Origin of the sequence: Bacteroides sp. D55t1_190419_B8 (assembly GCF_015558905.1) — a bacterium.
Lineage (GTDB): Bacteria > Bacteroidota > Bacteroidia > Bacteroidales > Bacteroidaceae > Bacteroides > Bacteroides vicugnae.
In genome coordinates this window covers 37,794-59,672 of the sequence record NZ_JADMOU010000035.1, presented here as the reverse complement: position 1 = coordinate 59,672, position 21,879 = coordinate 37,794, and the positions used below count along the sequence as shown (strand labels likewise).

General features: G+C 43.4%; 18 protein-coding genes and 1 other RNA gene. 6 read left to right on the top strand and 13 right to left on the bottom strand.

What is annotated here, in order from left to right; genetic code table 11:
* Nucleotides 1-500 precede the first annotated feature (500 nt).
* A complete protein-coding gene (locus I2I13_RS21395; RefSeq protein ID WP_195650456.1) occupies nucleotides 501-644 on the top strand; it encodes a hypothetical protein in 144 nt (47 codons plus the stop codon).
* Nucleotides 645-913: 269 nt separating this feature from the next.
* Here the strand turns inward: I2I13_RS21395 and I2I13_RS21390 are convergent, their stop codons facing one another.
* The 7 genes from I2I13_RS21390 to I2I13_RS21360 form a co-directional block, all read right to left on the bottom strand.
* Nucleotides 914-2,125, bottom strand: a complete 1,212-nt coding sequence (locus I2I13_RS21390) for a clostripain-related cysteine peptidase (protein ID WP_195650455.1) — start codon at nucleotides 2,123-2,125, stop codon at nucleotides 914-916.
* A 90-nt stretch (nucleotides 2,126-2,215) separates the two neighbouring features.
* A complete protein-coding gene (locus I2I13_RS21385) occupies nucleotides 2,216-2,617 on the bottom strand; it encodes a hypothetical protein (protein ID WP_004296669.1) in 402 nt (133 codons plus the stop codon).
* Between the two features lie 77 nt (nucleotides 2,618-2,694).
* Complete coding sequence (locus I2I13_RS21380; RefSeq protein ID WP_148367909.1) at nucleotides 2,695-3,318, bottom strand: murein L,D-transpeptidase catalytic domain-containing protein; 624 nt, start codon at nucleotides 3,316-3,318, stop codon at nucleotides 2,695-2,697.
* 134 nt (nucleotides 3,319-3,452) lie between these two features.
* A complete protein-coding gene (locus tag I2I13_RS21375; RefSeq protein WP_002561589.1) occupies nucleotides 3,453-4,313 on the bottom strand; it encodes an RNA polymerase sigma factor RpoD/SigA in 861 nt (286 codons plus the stop codon).
* Nucleotides 4,314-4,496: 183 nt separating this feature from the next.
* Nucleotides 4,497-6,032: a trypsin-like peptidase domain-containing protein gene (locus tag I2I13_RS21370; RefSeq protein ID WP_148367908.1), complete on the bottom strand. Its 1,536-nt coding sequence runs from the start codon at nucleotides 6,030-6,032 to the stop codon at nucleotides 4,497-4,499.
* 219 nt (nucleotides 6,033-6,251) lie between these two features.
* On the bottom strand, nucleotides 6,252-7,403 hold the full coding sequence (locus tag I2I13_RS21365) for a dipeptide epimerase (protein WP_148367907.1): 1,152 nt from the start codon (nucleotides 7,401-7,403) through the stop codon (nucleotides 6,252-6,254).
* A 4-nt stretch (nucleotides 7,404-7,407) separates the two neighbouring features.
* Nucleotides 7,408-8,388, bottom strand: coding sequence for an NlpC/P60 family protein (locus tag I2I13_RS21360; RefSeq protein WP_195650454.1), 981 nt, complete (start codon nucleotides 8,386-8,388; stop codon nucleotides 7,408-7,410).
* Nucleotides 8,389-8,486: 98 nt separating this feature from the next.
* On the opposite strand from I2I13_RS21360, the gene rnpB reads away from it, so the two are divergent.
* From rnpB to I2I13_RS21345, 3 genes are all read left to right on the top strand, one after another.
* An RNA gene (rnpB, locus tag I2I13_RS21355) (RNase P RNA component class A) lies at nucleotides 8,487-8,873 on the top strand.
* Nucleotides 8,874-8,985: 112 nt separating this feature from the next.
* Entirely contained in the window at nucleotides 8,986-10,305 is a 1,320-nt protein-coding gene (locus I2I13_RS21350; RefSeq protein ID WP_099147404.1) for a YihY/virulence factor BrkB family protein, read from the top strand.
* Between the two features lie 54 nt (nucleotides 10,306-10,359).
* Nucleotides 10,360-13,644, top strand: coding sequence for a S41 family peptidase (locus I2I13_RS21345; protein ID WP_195650453.1), 3,285 nt, complete (start codon nucleotides 10,360-10,362; stop codon nucleotides 13,642-13,644).
* A 168-nt stretch (nucleotides 13,645-13,812) separates the two neighbouring features.
* Here I2I13_RS21345 and I2I13_RS21340 read toward each other — a convergent pair whose 3' ends face one another.
* The 6 genes from I2I13_RS21340 to pstC form a co-directional block, all read right to left on the bottom strand.
* Entirely contained in the window at nucleotides 13,813-14,358 is a 546-nt protein-coding gene (locus I2I13_RS21340; protein WP_148367913.1) for a nitroreductase family protein, read from the bottom strand.
* A gap of 32 nt (nucleotides 14,359-14,390) precedes the next feature.
* On the bottom strand, nucleotides 14,391-14,993 hold the full coding sequence (locus tag I2I13_RS21335; protein WP_004303876.1) for a riboflavin synthase: 603 nt from the start codon (nucleotides 14,991-14,993) through the stop codon (nucleotides 14,391-14,393).
* 390 nt (nucleotides 14,994-15,383) lie between these two features.
* Entirely contained in the window at nucleotides 15,384-16,073 is a 690-nt protein-coding gene (phoU, locus tag I2I13_RS21330) for a phosphate signaling complex protein PhoU (protein ID WP_004296659.1), read from the bottom strand.
* 143 nt (nucleotides 16,074-16,216) lie between these two features.
* Nucleotides 16,217-16,975 (bottom strand): phosphate ABC transporter ATP-binding protein PstB, encoded by a 759-nt coding sequence (gene pstB / locus I2I13_RS21325; protein WP_148367902.1) that lies wholly within the window; start codon nucleotides 16,973-16,975, stop codon nucleotides 16,217-16,219.
* An 8-nt stretch (nucleotides 16,976-16,983) separates the two neighbouring features.
* The gene (gene pstA, locus I2I13_RS21320) at nucleotides 16,984-17,859 is read right to left on the bottom strand and encodes a phosphate ABC transporter permease PstA (protein WP_148367901.1); all 876 of its coding nucleotides are present in this window, start codon (nucleotides 17,857-17,859) and stop codon (nucleotides 16,984-16,986) included.
* A gap of 1 nt (nucleotide 17,860) precedes the next feature.
* Nucleotides 17,861-19,057, bottom strand: coding sequence for a phosphate ABC transporter permease subunit PstC (pstC, locus tag I2I13_RS21315; protein WP_195650452.1), 1,197 nt, complete (start codon nucleotides 19,055-19,057; stop codon nucleotides 17,861-17,863).
* Between the two features lie 177 nt (nucleotides 19,058-19,234).
* Between pstC and I2I13_RS21310 the strand changes: the two genes are divergently transcribed.
* Both I2I13_RS21310 and I2I13_RS21305 read left to right on the top strand, forming a co-directional pair.
* Nucleotides 19,235-20,047 (top strand): PstS family phosphate ABC transporter substrate-binding protein, encoded by an 813-nt coding sequence (locus tag I2I13_RS21310; protein ID WP_099147584.1) that lies wholly within the window; start codon nucleotides 19,235-19,237, stop codon nucleotides 20,045-20,047.
* A gap of 48 nt (nucleotides 20,048-20,095) precedes the next feature.
* Entirely contained in the window at nucleotides 20,096-21,835 is a 1,740-nt protein-coding gene (locus I2I13_RS21305) for a glutamine--tRNA ligase/YqeY domain fusion protein (protein ID WP_074638588.1), read from the top strand.
* Nucleotides 21,836-21,879: the final 44 nt, after the last annotated feature.

The window sequence follows — 21,879 nt, the reverse complement described above, 5'->3', positions numbered from 1 at the left end:
AAACTATTTTTTCTAATTATTTTTGAATACATTTGCTAAAGTGCTGATGCATAACGATGTTGTAGAACATATTTTTTTTGATAGGATTAGAAGGGCGTAGAAATAGACGAGGAAATGAGAGTAATACCAGATGCATTAGGAAAGCCTTAGAAGAGCTATGTTTTACGAGTGCTAAAGCTATGCTTTAGCACTCGTAAAGCGCCGCTTTAGCATTGCCAAATCACCGCATTGTTAATAACAAGCGGGGACAGTAGGGACACTTTTTCGAGGCACCATCACACACACGCGTACATATATATGCTCCCTGACTAGCTACATTGATAAACATTCCGCATTGGGTCAGGAGGGGTACATATCTTCCTTCACCTCATGGCAGCCACCAGCTACCATACCTATGTACAGACCAATTCTGCTCTCTACTTGTCAAAGAAGAAATTCTCATCAACATTCATACGATAACTAATGTCTACAGAAAGAAGGAACGGCAGAATATGCGTGACATGGGCAGTAGAAGTGTCCGCTCCGGCTTTACAGATAAGCCCTATTCCGTTAACGTCGATGTTTGCAGAATACCTGTGGATATTATTCCTCAAAATAAAGATCAGTCTATTTGCGGACATTTACAGGACTTCCGTGGTTCATAAGACGCTCACCAGTTCAGCCAGTCAGCTTCGGAGAAAAAAACAATGAGGTATTGCGGTTCACTACCCGGTAACACTCATTCTTCACCGCCATCCCCTTCTTCCCCCATCGTTTCATTATTTTCTACCTTATTATACGCGCGCATGTGTGTGTGTGAGAATATTATGCGGTGTCCCCACTGTCCCCTTTGTACCTGCTCCACTATTCATGACTTTATTTTTGCAAGGGTGGCTCCTGCGTGCGTTGGTATTTGGAAAACTCCCTCTCGCATTTACCAACCAGTCTCATTCCATCCGGCAGCGGAATACCATTGTAATGTTCGATAAAAATTATTCATTGCAGAACTATGCGTTCCATTAGGAATGTATGTAGAAAGTCCTTCTGCTTTTTCCATAGAAAACATATTCTTGGTTATTCCCGAATAATTTTTTGAGGTAGTCTTAGAATATATAACAGTCTCAACGAAGGATTGACGCCATAACTGATAATCTGTATTATCTTTTCCTCCCGTCAAAGTCTGAATTAAATTATCAAAATCATAATTGGCATGATTATTAAAATCATAAAGCAATATACCATTACGATCTACCACGCTTTCATCTTTGATATACTTAGGAATAATAGTTTTAGTAACCATAGCGAAATTATCTAAAGCAGTACTATTAATCACAGAAATAGCAACTCCACCTGTCCAGTTAGCATCACTCCATGGTATTTCACCTGTATAATATCTTTCATAATAATCAAAATAAGCATTTGCGATATTAATGGGTAAATTATTTTCAGTAAACATTTCCGGAACAACCGCACTATAAGGTGCTCCAGGCCCTGGTATTTCAGTAGGTGAACCAATAAAATATTCTGCACAATCGCGTAACTCATAAGCTACTTCAACAGCCTGCATAGAACACGAATCAAATAAGATAAATTTCAGAGGTTTAGGAAAAGAAGACAATAACACTTCATGAAAATCCGGGATATTCATTTGGGTTAGACGATAATATCCGATTGAGCGAGAGTTTGCATCTTTAGTAGCCGGCACCCATGAAGAACTATGAGATAGAAAAACAAAGCCATAACTATCTGCAGGGAAGTAACTAACTGTTTGAGAAATAACAGCAGACATCACATTCTTATCTAAAGGATTTTGCTCAGCATAAGTAAAAAGGGTATCTGCCACTACTTCACCATTCTGATTTTTTAATGAAATAAGATGGGGAACATCATCAACCATTTCGCTATAAACCACTAAGTTGCATTTGGAATAGTCAACCTCTTCCATCCCCTTTTTCATGTCTCTAAAATTATTTTTAAAGAGAGTAGACAGTTCGCTGTTCCCATTATCACCTACAATATATATCAACACAGTACGCCCCACCTGTTCACGTGGTTGAGGTGTAATAGGAGCTTCTTCATCATCGTGACAAGCTGCCATCAACATTGCAACACAGAACAAAAGGAATAATATTTTAATCTTTCTCATAATATTTTTTATTAATGACGAGGCAAAGGTAAAAAAATAAGAGATGCAAAACTGCATCTCTTATTATATTAACAATTCAACTATTGCTTATTACTCTTCCGGTTTCGTAAAATGGAATTTATCGGAATCAATCCGCGACACCGTCATTCTATTATTTTTCTTGTATTTATTCAGAATCTTCGTTGCTTCTTTCTCTAATTTCTTCTTGTTTTCCGAGAAGTAAATCATACATGTACTATTCTGCTGCAACTGATTATCCTCCAGATAATTCTTCAACTGATAACTATATAACTCACGGTGAGACAAGAAACCTTCCTTGCTGACCTTCGCACTATCTAATATCTGAATGTCCGTGAAATAGACTACTGTATCCGTAAATGAAGCAGAAATTCCAAAAGCATAAACTGGTTTAGAGTGGTCTTTTTTCAAGGAAAAAGCGGAGCACATGGTAAACACAAGTGCAATTGCAAATAGTATTTTTACGTATTTCATATCATATAATTTTTAACCTTGCAAAGGTAACAAAAAAGAGGAGATTACCTCTATTTATCTCAAATAAATAGCATTTCTTAGTCATAGACCCATAGCAGGACTGGTTTCTTTTCCGCTTTGAGCAACCCGTCAACTTTCCTCATCACTTCATCAGATATTACAGGACACCCCTGACTGATTCCTAACGGAAGATGCAAAGGATATACCTCTGTTTCCGGCAATGGAGTATAAGAATGCAACACGATATACCGCTTGAAAGCATTATTATTCGTCGCTTCCAATCCATGTAATTTATAATGAATATTGATTCCCCACTTGCTATACGACCGGATACCCACCTTGTATTTCCCCAACGAAGAGCAATAGCTACCTTCCACATTGCTGAATACAGGTTTGGACACAGTGCTATTTTTCCCATATCCATGAGCACAGAGACTGGCATATTTCACGGAATCTCCCTTGAAGTCCCATACAAAGAAACGCCTCTTACCAGAATGAATACTGAAATCTACCAGAAAGCAATAATTCGTATTATATCCGTTCTTATCACAATAAGCCTTTCCCGCCTGTGCTTTCTCCCGCAAACGCTGCTCTACTTTAGCAGGCACCGAATCAGAAGAGGATGCCGCACATTTTGCATATGCCACCATCCCAGCTCCCAAAGCAATAAGAACCAATGATATTAAAACTGACCTTTTCATTAAACTCGCATAGTATAAGATTGAATTATAGAATGGGGCTTATGTAAAAAGTCGCATAAGTACATTCTTCTATATGAAAAGTGCGACTTATGCGACTCAAATTCTTTTTTCTTTCAGAAACTGATATTCCTTACTTATCCCAAGTAAGATTTGAGCAATTTACTACGATTACTTTGTCTAAGTCTTCTAATTGCTTTTTCTTTAATCTGACGAACGCGCTCACGTGTGAGGCCAAATTTATCGCCGATTTCTTCCAATGTCATTTCTTGCTGTCCGATACCGAAAAACATCTGAATGATTTCTTTTTCTCTATCGGTTAACGTAGAAAGAGCTCTATCAATTTCCCTCGCAAGAGACTCATTAACCAGAGAGCGGTCCGCCATTGGCGAATCATCGTTAACCAACACATCCAACAGGCTGTTGTCCTCCCCTTCCACAAAAGGCGCATCCACCGAAATATGACGGCCGGATACCTTCAGCGTATCAGAGATTTTATCAACCGGAATTTCCAGTTCGTCTGCCAACTCCTCGGGAGACGGGCGCCGCTCGTTTTCCTGTTCAAACTTCGAGAAGGCTTTGCTGATCTTATTCAGCGAACCTACCTGATTCAACGGGAGACGAACAATACGCGACTGCTCTGCCAATGCTTGCAGAATAGACTGGCGAATCCACCATACAGCGTAGCTAATGAACTTAAATCCACGTGTTTCATCAAATTTCTCGGCAGCCTTAATCAGTCCTAAATTGCCTTCATTAATCAAGTCAGGCAAACTCAAACCTTGGTTTTGGTACTGTTTAGCCACAGATACGACGAAACGAAGATTGGCACGTGTCAATTTTTCCAATGCTACACGGTCACCCTTACGAATGCGTTGAGCGAGTTCCACTTCTTCCTCGACAGTAATCAGGTCTTCACGGCCGATTTCCTGCAAATACTTATCAAGAGAAGCGCTCTCTCTGTTAGTGATACTTTTGGTAATCTTTAGTTGTCTCATTCTTTAAAAACAGATTTGGAGTGCAAAGTTACGACAAATAATTTGTTAACATACAAAATTAAGTAACTTTTACACTATATTTTTCATCTAATAAAACAAAAAGAGATGCCGACAAGTTGATTGGCGGCATCCTTTTTCTATTTCATTAGCTTATCCTGTGATCTTCTTACCTTATTTTATATATTACTCTTGAGTCAGATCGACAGCGAAATATCCGCGTTTACCTGATGGGAACACACCAGTCAGGAACAATACCTGGTTCGGAGACTTAACAGCAGCTTTCATCACTTCTTCCAGATCGCTGACTTTGCGCATCGGCTGGTCATTAGCTTTCAGGATAATGAAGCCTTTACGAACTCCCGCATCCGACATCTTACCGGAGGAAACTCCTGTCACTTGCAGACCGTAGCCCAGATTCAATTGCTTCTTCAAGTCATCCGGCAACTCTTTGAAAGCAGCTCCCAGGATTTCCATACCTGCATCCTTCACAATCTTGGTAGTACCTTGCTCGTTCTTCAACGTTACTTCAACGGTCTTTTCCTTCTTATCGCGCATCAGTTTCACTTTCACCTTATCACCCGGACGATGTTTAGCAAGTGCTTCCTGCAAGTCAGCCATATTAGAGACTTTCTTATTATCCACACCGATAATTACGTCATCGACTTTGATATCAGCTCCTGCAGCAGAACCATTCTCTACGATTTCAGACACCCATACTCCTTCTACAACACCCAGTTCTTTAGCTTTATCTGCCAGTGTCTTACCGGATTTGTCAATCGGTTGACGGTCGTCCATCAAACTGCTACCGATAGAGCCACCACGAATACCGAGCAATGCACGTTGTACTGTTCCGTATTGTTTCAGGTCGGCAATTACTTTCGTCATAATGCTGGTCGGGATAGCAAAACCGTATCCTGCATAAGCACCTGTCGGAGAAGAAAGCACTGAATTGATACCAACCAATTCACCTTTGGCATTTACCAGTGCACCACCACTGTTACCCTGGTTGATGGCAGCATCCGTCTGGATGAATGATTCTATACCACCATTATATACTCCCAGAGAACGGGCTTTTGCACTTACGATACCGGCAGTTACAGTAGAGTTCAAATTGAACGGGTTACCTACTGCCAATACCCACTCTCCTACTTTCAACGCTTCGGAGTCTCCCACCGGAATAGTCGGAAAATCATCACCCTCAATTTTCACCAGCGCAAGGTCGGTGCTAGGGTCAGTACCAATCACGCGTCCTTTAAATTCACGGTTATCATTCAGTTTCACACTGATTTCATCCGCACCTTCAATCACGTGATTGTTCGTTACGATATATCCATCCTTCGAGATGATTACTCCCGAACCAAAACCTACACGAGGTTGAGACTGTACCTGACGTTGCTGTCCGCGTCCATCACCAAAAAAGAAATCGAAAATGTCCGGCGCTTGCTGAACAGTTCTTGTTTTAGCTTCTTGAGTAGACCTTATATGTACGACAGCATGAAGCGAATTCTCAGCAGCCTGGGTCAAATCAACAGGTTGGGCGTTCACAGCATCAAAAGCAGCCAATTTTACATTGGGATTCTGCTTGAACATCTCATTGAAAGACGTCTCTTTGGCAGCTTCGTTAGATTGCAACAGTTTGTAAGTTGTCAATCCTGCAACTCCTGAGCTAAGAAGAACGATTGCTCCTACTCCCAGAATGTTCTTTGTTGTTTGTTTCATGATTTATAATTCTTTAAAATGTTAATATTCGACATTGTTTTAACTTTTACGACGTTAAAATAATAACAAATATCGTTCACTTATTCTACTTGTCACTCTTTTTTGTCCACTTTTAACAGAGAATATTTGGAGCTTAACAGCGGTTAACGACAACACCTGACAAATTTACATTCGTTGTATGTCAGATGGCTTTAACACTCTGACATTCATTCAGTAAAGTCAGATTTTCATGACACCGATTCCGGGTAAGTCATTCAGGGTGATCTTTCCTTTCACCACTTCCACCCCTTTAAAACGATCATTAGAGATAAGCAGGTTGCCATCCAGATCGGCAAAATCAACTAATGGCGAAAACTGTGAAGCTGCAGAAATAGCACAGGAAGTCTCTGTCATACAGCCCACCATCACACGCATGCCGAGTGCATGAGCCAATGTCACCATCTTCCATGCTTCACGCATACCGGTACACTTCATCAGCTTTATATTGATTCCCGTGAAAGCACCTTTCAAAGCGGCTACATCTCCCAAACGCTGCAAGGATTCATCCGCAAATATCGGTAGCGGGCTCTGTTGCGTTATCCAGGCAATATCCTCTAGCTTCTCCTTAGGCATGGGCTGTTCTATCATCACAACGCCTTTTTCTTTCAACCAATGAATCATATCGAGCGCATATTGGCGGTCTGTCCATCCTTGATTGGCATCTATTGCTATCGGAAGGTCTGTTACCGAACGAATGGTTTCAATCATCTCCTTATCATTATCCCGTCCCAGTTTCACCTTTAATATATTAAACTGATCGGCACACTCTTTTGTTTTCGCCCGTACCACATCCGGCGTATCGATACCTATCGTAAAGGTAGTGGAAGGTGTCTTTTCTTTGTTCAATCCCCATATCTTATACCAGGGAGCGCCCAACAGTTTCCCTACCAGATCATGAAGGGCGATATCTACCGCAGCTTTCGCTGCCGTATCCTTTGGTGAGAGGCTGTCAACGTATGACAAAATGTCATCTAGCTGAAAAGGATCACTAAACTGTTCCAGATTCACTTTCCCCAGGAAATTCATCACAGACTCTACTGTTTCTCCCAAATAAGGAGGCATAGAGGCTTCTCCGTACCCCGTCACGCCTTCATATTCTATTTCTACCTGCACATCGGGAGTTGTTGTACGCGAATAAGTGGCAACTGTAAACACGTGCCTCAACTTCAGTTCATAAGGAAAAAAAGTCATTTTCATCTTCCCTCCCAAACCGAGCTTATTTATATGAATGGTAGAAAGCGACGATTCTCCGGCTAATGCCTGACGGACTACTAACCCCGAACCAAAAGCAGCCAAAGCTGCCGTTTTCAAAAAATCTCTCCTGTTCTGCATTCTTTTATTTATAAAAGGGGTTCTTATTTGTGGTATTCATTCCTTTCTCCTTATTTATATAAGGTAAGAAACGGACAGCAAAAAGTAAACGCTTCGTGTTAAATTCATCATAGTTTTGATCCGCAGGATTCATGCTGCTGACGTGCACATCTCCCAACGCGTGGATAAACTGCTTGTTTCCGAGGTAAATGCCGACGTGAGAAATACTTTCTTTACGTTCCGCAGTCGCTTTCCGGCCGAAAAACACCAGATCCCCCCGTTTGACATTAGAGAAGTCAGGGGCAATATCGATATGTTCGCCCACATAGGCCTGCTGAGAGGCATCTCTAGGGATAATAATGTCATGCATAAAAAGTACGGTTCGTACCAGTCCGCTACAATCCACTCCCTTGGAAGAGGTTCCTGCCCAAAGATAAGGAATTCCTATCATTGAGTAAGCGGTTTCAATGATGCTTTCAACATCTTGTTTCAGTGAAGCACGCCATTTTGTTTCCGGTTGGGAAATGGATTTCAAAAGATATGCTTTCCGACCGTCGGGATAAGATACTTGATAGAAATGTCCTTTGCTCCCCTCCCACTTCAAACGATTGCCCGCAACAACATCGGATACGGGTTGGGAACTCTCATCCGGCTTTTCATACGCAAATCCGTAGTGCGAGGTAACCACTATCTTTTCCGCCCGGTTCCATTCATCATACCGTTCTTTCGACATGGGGGTAATCACCATCCGGTGCACCCATCCGGTATAATCATCCGGTGTTTGTATCTCGTACCAACCGTTATACTGAAGTACCTTGACCGGCATTCCCAACAATGCCTGCGTACTCATACCGGAAGTAAATTTGCCTTCCTCGCGCAAATTGCAAACTGAAATATGTACTACCCCATAAGCCGAATCGGCAGGCATGGGGCGTATTTCCTGTGCTTTCAGACTAGCTGCCGTCATCGCCAGGAAACAATAGAAAAGGAGGATATTCTTCTTCATTAAAATCCATTTTAATGATAGCAAAGTTAGAAATTATTTCTATTTGTGACACTTTCTTTGGCTAAAACAAAATAAATGACGTATTTTTGCAGTCTAAAGCAGTTGGCCGGTCTGTCGCGTGCATGTTTCGTGCAGGAGGAAAGTCCGGGCAACATAGAGCATCCTACTTCCTAACAGAAAGCTGTCCGCGAGGGTAGAGTAACGTAGAAGAAAATAACCGCCGCTCCTTTCGGGGAGAGGTAAGGGTGAGAAGGTGGGGTAAGAGCCCACCAGTCGCATGGCGACATGCGGGCTGTACGTCTTAGGAGTTGTAAGGTCATGTAAACCGGCGTTATGAGAGTTGCTCGCTCCATGTCGGAGGGTAGACCGCTAAAGTGTCGTGGTGACACGCCACTCAGATAAATGACAGGCACCTGATATAATTAAAGATTAATAATCGGAAATTATATGGGGTACAGAACTCGGCTTATAGGCTGACTGCTTTTTCTTTTAATTATCCATTTAATTACAAATGACTAATGGATGAGGATCGACTGTTCGAGCAAGGCTGTTGTAATCAGTAATTAGTTGCTTGCAATTAGTAATCAGCGAAGAACCATGAAGAAGAAAATCACCGATATATGGAAGTTTCTTACGTATGACATCTGGCGCATTACGGAAGACGAAGTGACCCGGACCAAGTTCTCACTCTACAATATTATAAAGACCGTCTATCTTTGCATCAACCGGTTTACCAAAGACCAAATGGCCAATAAGGCTTCTGCACTGACATATAGCACATTGCTTGCCATTGTACCGATACTTGCCATTCTGTTTGCCGTAGCACGCGGTTTCGGATTTGACAACCTGATGGAACATCAGTTCCGCAACGGCTTCGGAGGGAATATAGAAACAACGGAGGCCATTCTCTCATTTGTCAATTCCTATCTTTCACAGACTAAAGGAGGTATTTTCATTGGAGTCGGTTTGGTGATGTTGTTATGGACGGTTATCAATCTGGTCAGTAATATTGAAATCACCTTCAACCGTATCTGGGAAGTGAAAAAAGCACGATCCATGTATCGCAAGATTACGGACTATTTCTCCATGTTCCTGCTGATGCCGATTCTGATCGTGGTATCCGGAGGACTTTCCCTGTTTATGAGCACCATTCTCAAACAGATGGATGATTTCGTTCTGCTCGCTCCTGTCATGAAATTCATGATACGGCTTATTCCTTTCGTCCTGACATGGCTGATGTTCACCGGGTTGTATATCTTTATGCCGAATACGAAAGTGAAATTCAAGCATGCACTCATTGCAGGTATTCTGGCAGGGTCCGCTTATCAGGCTTTTCAGTTTCTGTACATCAACAGCCAGTTGTGGGTGTCAAAGTACAATGCCATTTATGGTAGTTTTGCCGCACTCCCCCTATTTCTGCTTTGGTTGCAGATATCCTGGACAATCTGTTTGTTTGGAGCCGAACTGACGTATGCCGGACAAAATATCCGCAGCTTCAGCTTTGACCAGGACACCCGTAACATCAGCAGACGATACCGGGATTTTATATCCATCCTGATTATGTCACTCATAGCCAAACGATTCGAAAAGAACAAACCGCCCTATACGGCTGCAGAAATATCGGAAGAACACCAGATTCCTATCCGGCTGACAAACCAGGTACTTTATCAGTTACAGGAAATAGAATTGATTCACGAGGTGGTTACCGACGAAAAAAGTGAAGAAATCGGTTACCAGCCTTCAATGGATATCAATCAATTGAATGTGGCTGTCCTGCTAGACCGTTTGGACACATACGGCTCCGAGAATTTCAAAATTGACAAAGACGAAGAATTCAACGACGAATGGAAGGTGCTGACCGAATCCAGAGAAGAATACTATAAAAAAGCAAGTAAAGTATTACTGAAGGATTTGTAGGAAGGACAAACCTTAAATCGCGAAAATAAACTTAACACAATTAGATTAGAAAAAATGAAAAAGCTACTGCTAAGTGCATTTGTCATCTGTCTAGCAGGGACAAGCATTGCACAAGAATCTCCTTTATGGATGCGCCACTGCGCTCTTTCGCCAGACGGAACCACCATTGCATTCACCTACAAAGGAGACATCTACACGGTACCGTCAACCGGCGGACGTGCCACACAAATCACTACCAATCCGGCTTTTGATACGGAACCGGTGTGGAGTCCCGACAGCAAACAGATTGCCTTTGCATCGGACCGAATGGGAAGTCTCGACGTTTTCGTCGTATCCAGTGAAGGAGGAACGCCCCAGCGACTGACCACTCATTCGGGCAGTGAGAAACCCGTTGCCTACAAAGATAGCAAACACATTTTATTCACAGCCAACATTGCTCCCTCTGCCGAAGATGCCGGATTTCCTTCCGGTCAGTTCCAGCAAGTATACGAAGTGCCCGTGACGGGAGGACGCCCCACTATGTTCTCATCCATGCCAATGGAATGCATCTCTATCAATAAGGAGGGAGTGATGCTCTATCAAGATAAGAAAGGATACGAAGACTATTGGCGTAAACATCAGGTATCCCCTATTGCCCGCGACATCTGGACATACACTCCCGGAAAAGCCCCTATTTATCAAAAACAAACAACCTTCGGAGGTGAAGACCGTGAACCGGTATGGAGTCCTGATGGTCAATCATTCTATTATCTAAGTGAAGAGAAAGGTTCCTTCAATATATTCCAACGTACTCCCGGAGCCACTACTTCCCGACAAATCACTTTCCACACAAAGCATCCCGTACGCTTTCTAAGCATTTCAACTACAGGCACGCTTTGTTATGGTTATGACGGTGAGATTTATACACTTGTTCCGGGCAAACAACCCCAAAAGGTGAACATTAGTATTCTGGCAGACAAGAATGACAAAGATATTATCCGCCAAATCAAATCCAACGGAGCTACCGATATCGCTGTGTCTCCCAAAGGAAAAGAAGTTGCATTCATTATGCGCGGTGATGTTTACGTAACCTCCATTGACTACAAAACAACCAAACAAATCACCAACACACCCGATCAGGAACGTAACATCAGTTTCGCACCCGACGGACGCACACTCGTCTATTCTTCAGAACGCGATGGATTGTGGCAGCTTTACACTTCCACCATCGTACGCAAAGAGGAGAAACAATTCACCTATGCCACAGAATTGAAAGAAGAACGTTTGACAAACTCCAAAGTGGCTTCTTTCCAACCACAATTCAGTCCTGACGGTAAAGAGGTTGCTTTCCTCGAAAACCGTACCGCTATCCGTGTCATCAATCTGAAAAGCAAGGCTGTACGCACAGTGATGGATGCCAAATATCAATATTCTTATGCCGACGGTGACCAATGGTTCCAATGGAGCCCTGACAGCAAATGGATTCTATCAGACTTCATCGGCATAGGAGGCTGGAACAATAAAGACGTCGTTTTGCTGAAAGCCGACGGAAAAGGCGAAATGGTCAATCTTACCGAAAGCGGATACAGCGACAGCAACGCCAAATGGGTGTTGGGTGGAAAAGCGATGATATGGAACAGTGACCGTGCCGGATACCGTAGCCATGGTAGCTGGGGAAGTGAAGACGACACCTATATTATGTTTTTCGACGTCGATGCCTACAACCGCTTCCTGATGAGCAAAGAAGACATTGCCTTACTTGAAGAAGCGGAAAAGGCAGAGAAAGCAGAAAAAGAAAAAGCCAAGAAAGAAAAGGCAGAGAAGAAAGAAGATACTAAAGACAGTAAGAAGAAAACTGCCCAGAATGAGAATGCGAAAAAAGACAGTACAGAGGTAAAACCTCTTACATTCGATTTGGAAAATCGTTTTGACCGTATCGTTCGTCTAACTGTAAATTCTTCCCGCCTGGGTGACGCTGTCATGAGTCCGAAGGGTGATATTCTTTATTACCTGGCAGCTTTTGAAGGAGACTACGACCTTTGGGAGCATAAACTGAAAGAAAACACAACTAAAATATTATTAAAAGGAGTTGGCGGCGGCTCACTCATACCGGATAAAGAAGGAAAGAATATCTTTATGTGCACAGGCGGCCGATTGAAGAAAATAGAGATTGCCGGTAGCAAAATTACACCGATAGAATTTGAAGCATTCTTCGATTACCGCCCTTATGATGAACGTGCATACATCTTCGACCACGTTTGCCAGCAAGTAAATGACAAATTCTATATTGCCGACCTGCATGGAGTAGACTGGAAAGGATATAAAAAAGCATACGAACGCTTCTTGCCCCACATCAGTAACAATTATGACTTCACAGAAATGTTGAGTGAATTGCTCGGCGAACTGAACGGCTCCCATACCGGAGCCCGGTTTGCAGCAGGAGGCAGCGCAATGCCTACCGCTACTCTGGGAGTCTTTTACGATGAGTCATACAACGGTGCCGGGTTAAAGATCAAGGAAATCATGAAGCAAAGTCCTTTCACCCAGAAAAAGACAGAAGTGAAGGCAGGTTGCATCATTGAAAAAGTAGACGGCACAACGATTGAAGCCGGTGCTGATTACTTCCCGTTATTTGAAGGCAAAGTCGGACGCAAAGTAGTACTTACCGTATACGATCCTTCCACTAAAAAACGTTTTGAAGAAACTGTAAAGGCCATCAGCTATGGCACTCAAAGCGAGCTGCTTTACAAACGTTGGGTAGAGCGTTGCGCCAAGAAAGTTGAAGAGCTTTCCGGCGGACGCATTGCTTATGTACATATTAAAGGTATGGACAGCCCCAGCTTCCGCAAGATTTATTCCGAATTGCTCGGTCGTTATCGCAATAAAGAAGCCGTAGTGGTAGATACCCGCCATAATGGTGGTGGATGGCTGCACGATGATGTGGTCACCTTACTTAGCGGAAAGGAATATCAACGTTTCGTGCCACGCGGACAATATATTGGCAGCGATCCATTCAACAAATGGCTGAAAGCCTCATGCATGCTAACTTGTGAAGACAATTACAGCAATGCACATGGCACTCCTTACGTATATAAGACTCTAGGCATTGGTAAACTGATAGGCGCTCCGGTGGCAGGAACGATGACAGCCGTGTGGTGGGAGCGCCAGATAGATCCGTCTATTGTATTCGGTATCCCACAGGTAGGTTGCATGGATATGCAAGGCAACTATCTCGAAAATCAGACCTTGCAACCTGATATTCTAGTCTATAACGAACCGGCAGCCAGCCTGAAAGGAGAAGACGCGCAACTGAAAGCAGCAGTAGACTACCTATTAAAAGATTTGTCAAAAAAGAAATAAATACTGCATTATTGATGCCGCCGGAAAAGCGGCATCAATAATAAGTTAATTATCAACACCTTAGAAAATCCATTATTGGTTTTAAAGAAACAGGTCGTTCCTTTAAAACCAACGATGCTTTCTGTTATATGCTTATCCTAAAAGCCTAAGAATATAATTATTTTTCAATCAATAACGATTGTATGAAATCACCTTTTCTTTCGGCTTCCTCGTCTTCTTACGTTTTTCCTTTGCCGGATAGCCAATGACAATATCCAGCAATAAACGTTTCGAAGCAGGAATACCGGCAAGTTGTTTCATCTCTTTTTCATCGAACCAACCCAGAATACAAGAGCCCAATCCTTCGGCTTCAGCAGCCAGAGAAATATGAGCAGCCGCTATTCCAATGTCGATCAACGGGAAATGCTTACCTTTAACCTTTCCGCCAAGCAGGGAAGTGATATTAGCAGATTCTTCTACAACCAAAATATGCACGGGAGCATCTTTGGCAAACTTATTCATTCCCAAGCCAGCAGCAGCTTTCCCGGCTTTTTGAGCCAGTTCCTTGTCTGTGATGACCACAAACCTCCAAGGTTGTGCGTTGCAGGCCGAAGGCGCCAAACGTGCAGCTTCAAGCACCCGTTCCAACTTTTCCGGCTCCACCGGACGTTCCTTATCATACGAACGGTCACTTTGACGAGCCTGCACCAATTGAAGAAAATCAGTATATGCCATTTCCAATCCTCCGGTCACTTATTTATATTTCCTTATTTATATTGAATCATCCGGCTGATATACTTACCGATAATATCAAATTCGATATTTACCACACTGCCAATCTCAAATGTATGGAAGTTCGTATGCTCGTAAGTATAAGGAATGATAGCCACCTGGAAAGTATCATCCGTCGGATTACATACCGTCAGGCTAACGCCGTTCACAGTCACCGAACCCTTATCCACAGTGATATATCCGCGTTTCGCCATCTCCTTGTCAAACGCATACCGGAATGTAAAATACCAACTGCCTTCCGCATCCTTAATATCAATACAAGTGGCAGTCTGGTCCACATGCCCCTGAACGATATGTCCATCCAGCCGACCGTTCATCATCATGCTACGTTCAACGTTCACCTTATCCCCCACTTTCAACAAACCGAGGTTAGAACGCTCCAACGTTTCTTTCATGGCAGTCACCGTATACGTATCATCCGTCAGAGTCACCACCGTCAGGCATACACCATTGTGAGAAATACTTTGGTCAATTTTCAACTCATTCACAAACGAACACTTAAATGTAAAGTGTATATTCTCCTGGTCTTTCACCAGTGCTACCAAAGTAGCATATTCTTCTACGATTCCAGAAAACATAATTTTATTTACTATTTTACGATTTACTATTTACTATTTTACGATTGAAAATACTCTTTTAATGCAAGGGTCAAAGATACGAATTAGAAAGGAGCTTAAAAAATAAGAGCAAAAAAAAATAGGGCTTTTCACAAAGCCCCATTTTTCAGTTTTCAATAGGTATTAGTTTTTTTTTAAGGTAAAAAGATTGTTTTCAGGATAACGGTGCAAATATAGGCGGTTTTACCGATACTATCCAAATTATAAAACATGTCATATAACATCTTTTTGAAAATTCTTTGGATTTATTATCATTTGAAGCAAAAACTCCTGTAACTTGTCCGTTACAGGAGACAAATATAAGATAATTTTTTAAGGAGCCCTAATTTCTGTTTAAAAATCGGCAGAAAATTACTTTTCCGGGTAATTTTCATCCGTTTTTCCACGATGTTTTAACACTTTGGCATCAATGAAGAAAACAATCTCCTCGGCAATGTTGGTAATATGATCTCCCGAGCGTTCCAGTTTACGGAACACACTGACTAAATCTACGCAAGTATGTACAGCTTCCGGATGTTCGATAATATAGTCTGAAAGAATCCCTGTTGCATCCGCATTGATTTCATCCAGCAAATTATCCTTGGCAAACACTCCTGCCGCCAAATCATTACTCTCTTCATTCAAGGCACGTTTCGCCAGTTCCAGCATCGACAACACCTCTGCCTGCATTTCTGCCAGGCGAAGACGAGACAACAGTTCCGCATCTAATACCGGTTCTTTGCAACGAAGTACAAAACGGGCGATCCCTTCCGCAAAGTCACCTAAACGTTCCAAGTTCGTATTGATTTTCAACATAGCCAACACAAAACGAAGATCAATCGCCACCGGATTATACAATGCGATAATATCTTCCACATCACTATCTATCTTCAATTCGAAAGCATTCACCCTGCGCTCGCGAACCATCACCTGTTGAGCCAACTCCTTGTCAAGGGTCAACACAGCCTCTCCGGCACGGTCAAGCTGATTGTACACCAAGGTCCACATTTCATCAATTTCCTTCTTCAATAGGATGAGTTCCGATTCTATAAACTTTACCATAGTCTATTATATATAAATGATTAATATTCTGCTAATTAGATTTCAGAGATAAATTTTAAGCACGGATTACACGGATGACGCTGTTGCTTTAAACAAGCATATTTCTAAAAACCGTGAAATCCGTGTAATCCGTGCCTAATTCATTACCCGAAACGTCCCGTTATGTAATTCTGGGTAGCCTCCTTCTCCGGATTGGTGAATATCTTTTTCGTCTGATCGAATTCCACCATTTCTCCCATATAGAAAAACGCCGTCTTATCACTGACACGGGCTGCCTGCTGCATATTATGCGTAACGATTACAATCGTATAATCCTTCTTCAGTTCATGAATCAACTCCTCCACTTTCGCCGTAGAAATAGGATCGAGCGCAGAGGCAGGTTCATCCATCAGCAATACCGAAGGAGAGACAGCCATCGCACGGGCAATACAAAGACGCTGCTGCTGTCCGCCGGACAGTGCATAAGCCGATTCCTTCAACTTATCTTTCACCTCCTCCCAAAGAGCCGCTCCTTTCAACGTTTCCTCTACACGCTGGCGGATGAAAGCATTATCTTTTATTCCGTTCACACGAAGTCCGTAAGCCACATTCTCGAATATGCTTTTCGGGAAAGGATTGGGACGTTGGAACACCATTCCCACATTCTTGCGGAGTTCGTCCACTTCCACGCCTTTCGCATAGATATTATGTCCGTCGATACGGATTTCTCCCTCCAGGCGGGTAGCAGGAATCAAATCATTCATCCGGTTGAAAAGCCGGAGGAAAGTAGACTTACCGCAACCGGACGGTCCGATAAAAGCAACAACCGATTTTTCCTCAATCTGCATGCTGATGCCCTTCAATGCATGAAAGTCCCCATACCAGAAGTTCACATCACGCGTATCAATTTTCACTGTATCCATATACTAATTTAGTTCGTTTTTACTCTTTTCTCAAAATACTTTCTCAAGGCATTAGCCAGCAGATTCACCAACAGGATCATCATAATCAATACCAATGCCGTGCCATAAGCCAGCGGCAGTTGTGCCTCCATATCCGTTCCACTGGTGGAAATTACATACAAATGGTAAGGCAAGGCCATACACTGATCCAGAATGCCGGTAGGCAGTTGCGGCAGGAAGTATGCGGCACAAGTAAACAGAATCGGCGCCGTCTCTCCCGAAACACGTCCCAATGCGAGAATCAACCCTGTTATAATGTTCGGCATACCCATCGGCAGAATGACGCGTCCTATCGTCTGCAACTTCGTCGCTCCCAATGCCCGGCTACCTTCACGCATACTGTCAGGAATGGCTTTCAAGGCTTCCTCCGTTGTCCGGATAACCAAAGGTACGCAAAGCAAACCTAATGTCAAAGAGCCTGCCAGAATACTATCACCGAACCCCATATAATTGACAAACAGCGCCATACCGAACAATCCGAATACGATGGAAGGAATACCGCTCAAGTTATTGGTCATCACCCGGATAAAGCGTACCAACCTGCCTTTCGGCGCATACTCATTCATATAAATACCACTCATCACCCCTATCGGAAATGCAAACAGCGCACTTCCCACCATCAGATAGAAAGTACCTACAATAGCCGGCCAGATACCGCCACCCGTCATTCCGTCCGTAGGAGCCGAAGTGATGAAATCCCAACTGATAGTACCGATTCCCTTATAGATGATAAATCCCAGAATCGCAAACAATATCAATACAATGCAAAGACTCAACAACCGGAAAATTCCGAAAGCAAATTTCTGCGAACGGTGTTTAGCTTTATTATTACTCCGTATTTCCATCTTATTTACCACGTTTTAATCCTTTAGAAGAAATATATTCCACACTAAAGTTGATAATCAATGTAATGAAGAACAGTACGACACCCAACAGGAACAATGCCTGATAGTGCGGACCACCTGCAGGAGCCTCTCCCAGTTCGGCGGCAATCGTAGCCGGAATGGTACGCAAAGGCTCAAGAATAGTTGTCGGAATCACGGCCGCATTACCCGTCACCATCAATACCGCCATCGTCTCCCCGATAGCACGTCCGATGCCAAGTACCACACCGGATGTAATACCCGAAATAGAATAAGGAATCACTACCTTATATATAGTCTGCCATTGAGAAGCCCCCAATGCCAGGCTCGCTTCCCGCATTGCACGCGGACAGTTGCGCATCGCATCCTCCGTCACCGTTATGATAGTAGGCAATGCCATAATAGCCAGTACGATACTCCCTGCCAGGCCGCTCTCTCCTACTGGAAGATTAAAAAACTTCTGAATCAACGGAACAATGACAATCAACCCGAAAAAGCCATAGACCACCGAAGGAATACCGCTCAACAGTTCGATAATCGGTTTCAGCCAGTTCCGCACTTTCGGGTTTGCCACTTCAGACATATAGATAGAAACCGAAAGCCCGAACGGCAAAGCAAAAAGAATGGCGAACAAACTCACCCACAACGTACCGGTAATCAACGGCAGAAAGCCGAATTGAGCTGCCGGAGTGGCCGTAGGAAACCATTCGGCACCCACAAATACATCTTTCACGGAAATGGTGTTATCTTCTATGAAATGCACCGCGTCCGGATGAACAATAAACTTCTGCGGAACAAAAGCTACGATACCCGGTGTTTTCTCTACTAGTTCCGTAATCTTGTCGCCTGCATATTCATAAGCAGGTCCCAGCTCCTCTTCCGTATAATACTGCGTTATATCCTCCAAACGAAAAACCCGGATAGGGAGATCTTCCCCACCGAGCTCCTTCCAGTTTGTAATCTCCTCATCAAAAACATTTTTTATCTGTGCAGGGCTCAACACACTAACTTTGTTGCTCTTATTCAGCGCCAACACATATCCCTCTTCAATCACCTTGCTCTTGAACAGCCCGAAAGCTTCCGTGAAAAGGAAGAGTACAATCAGCAGAATAGTAATACTTGTCACGAAACCGCTACAAGTCAACATTCCTTCCACAATCCTTTCAAATACCTTTTTCATACCTACTATGATTTCTGATGCAAAGAAAGCGTCTCTTTATTAAGGAGGTGTGACTAATGTTTGAAGGAAATGTTTCAATCGTATTACATTTGTGTTACAAGCAATATTTCCATTCCGGATGAAATGGAAATGTAATATCCGATTGCTTAATTTGCAAAGTCAATAAAAAGAAGAAATATGAAAGTGAGAAGAAACTTATTAATCGCCCTTTCCTTACTCTCGCTCGGTGCCAACGCGCAACGTATAAAAGGTAGCGACACGGTACTACCTGTCGCACAACAGACAGCAGAGCGGTTTATGAACCAGCATCCGGATGCCCGTGTCACAGTAACCGGTGGCGGAACCGGTGTGGGTATCTCCGCCTTAATGGATCATACAACGGACATTGCGATGGCCTCCCGCCCGATCAAGTTCAGCGAGAAGATGAAAATTAAAGCGGCAGGAGAAGAAGTAAACGAAGTGATTGTTGCCTACGACGCCCTCGCCGTGGTGGTGCATCCCTCCAATCCGGTGAAACAGCTGACCCGCCAACAACTGGAGGATATTTTCCGGGGGAAGATAACCAACTGGAAACAGGTAGGCGGAGACAACCGAAAAATAGTGGTCTACTCGCGTGAAACATCGTCCGGTACTTACGAATTTTTCAAAGAGAGCGTATTGAAAAATAAAAACTACATGGCAAGCAGCCTTTCCATGCCGGCAACGGGCGCCATTATCCAGTCTGTCAGCCAGACCCAAGGAGCCATCGGATATGTCGGACTTGCCTACGTATCTCCTCGTGTCAAAACGCTTTCCGTATCTTATGACGGAAGCCACTACGCCACCCCTACGGTAGAGAATGCCACCAACAAGACCTACCCTATCGTCCGCCCGCTTTACTACTATTATAATGTAAAAAATAAGGAACAAGTTAGTCCCCTGATTCAGTTTATTCTTTCATCCGACGGACAAGACATTATAAAAAAGAGCGGTTATATTCCGGTTAAATAAAAAAAATGTCCTACTTTTGTAGCCTAAATACAGATAACATTAACCGTTATGACAGATATTAAAAACGAAGAAGCAGGCGAAAAGAAAAGCTTGAACTTTATTGAACAGGCAGTAGAGAAAGACTTGAAAGAAGGTAAAAATGGTGGAAAAGTGCAGACGCGTTTCCCGCCCGAGCCCAACGGCTACCTTCACATCGGCCATGCCAAAGCTATTTGCCTTGATTTCGGCATCGCAGAAAAACACGGCGGTGTATGTAACCTTCGTTTCGACGACACAAACCCTACCAAGGAAGATGTGGAATATGTAGAAGCTATCAAAGAAGATATCCAATGGTTAGGCTACCAGTGGGGAAATGAATATTATGCTTCTGACTACTTCCAGCAATTATGGGATTTCGCGATCCGCCTGATACAGGAGGGAAAAGCATATATCGACGAACAAAGTTCCGAACTGATCGCACAGCAGAAAGGCACTCCTACCCAACCGGGTGTGGAAAGCCCTTACCGGAACCGTCCTATCGAAGAGAGCCTCGAACTTTTTAAGAAAATGAATAGCGGCGAGATCGAAGAAGGCGCCATGGTGCTTCGTGCCAAGATTGACATGGCTAATCCGAATATGCACTTCCGCGATCCGATTATTTACCGTGTAGTGAAACACCCGCACCACCGTACGGGTACTACCTGGAAAGCTTATCCGATGTATGACTTCGCCCACGGACAGAGTGACTTCTTCGAAGGAGTGACTCATTCTCTGTGTACACTTGAATTTGTGGTACACCGTCCGCTTTACGACCTCTTCATCGATTGGTTGAAAGAAGGAAAAGACCTGAACGACAACCGTCCCCGTCAGACTGAATTCAACAAACTGAATCTAAGCTACACCCTGATGAGCAAACGTAACCTGCTCACACTGGTGAAAGAAGGATTGGTAAACGGATGGGACGACCCCCGTATGCCGACTATCTGCGGTTTCCGCCGTCGCGGTTATTCACCGGAGTCCATTCATAAGTTTATCGATAAAATCGGTTATACCACTTACGATGCCCTGAACGACATCGCCCTGTTGGAAAGCTCTGTCCGGGATGATTTGAACAGCCGTGCTACCCGTATATCTGCCGTTATCAACCCGGTAAAACTGATTATCACCAACTATCCGGAAGGACAGGTTGAGGAACTGGAAGCAATCAACAATCCGGAAGATCCGGAAGCAGGAAGTCACCTGATCGAGTTCAGCCGCGAGTTGTGGATGGAACGCGAAGACTTCATGGAAGATGCTCCCAAGAAATATTTCCGCATGACACCGGGACAGGAAGTACGTCTCAAAAATGCTTATATCGTGAAATGTACCGGTTGCAAGAAAGACGAAAACGGTGTAATCACAGAAGTATATTGCGAATATGACGCAAATACCCGCAGTGGTATGCCGGATGCTAACCGCAAGGTGAAAGGTACGCTCCACTGGGTAAGCTGCAACCACTGCCTGCAAGCAGAAGTACGTTTGTACGACCGCCTGTGGAAAGTGGAAAATCCACGCGACGAACTGGCTGCCATCCGCGAAGCAAAAAATTGTGAAGCACTGGAAGCCATGAAGGAAATCATTAATCCGGACTCATTGAAAATTCTGCCCAACTGCTACATAGAGAAGTTCGCAGCTACCCTGCCTCCACTCTCCTACCTGCAGTTCCAACGGATCGGTTACTTTAATATCGATAAAGAATCAACCCCGGAAAAACTAATCTTCAACCGCACAGTAGGGTTGAAAGACACATGGGGGAAGATTAATAAATAACTAAGCTTTCAAGCTTAACTTTACAATGGGGCTGTGTCAAAAGG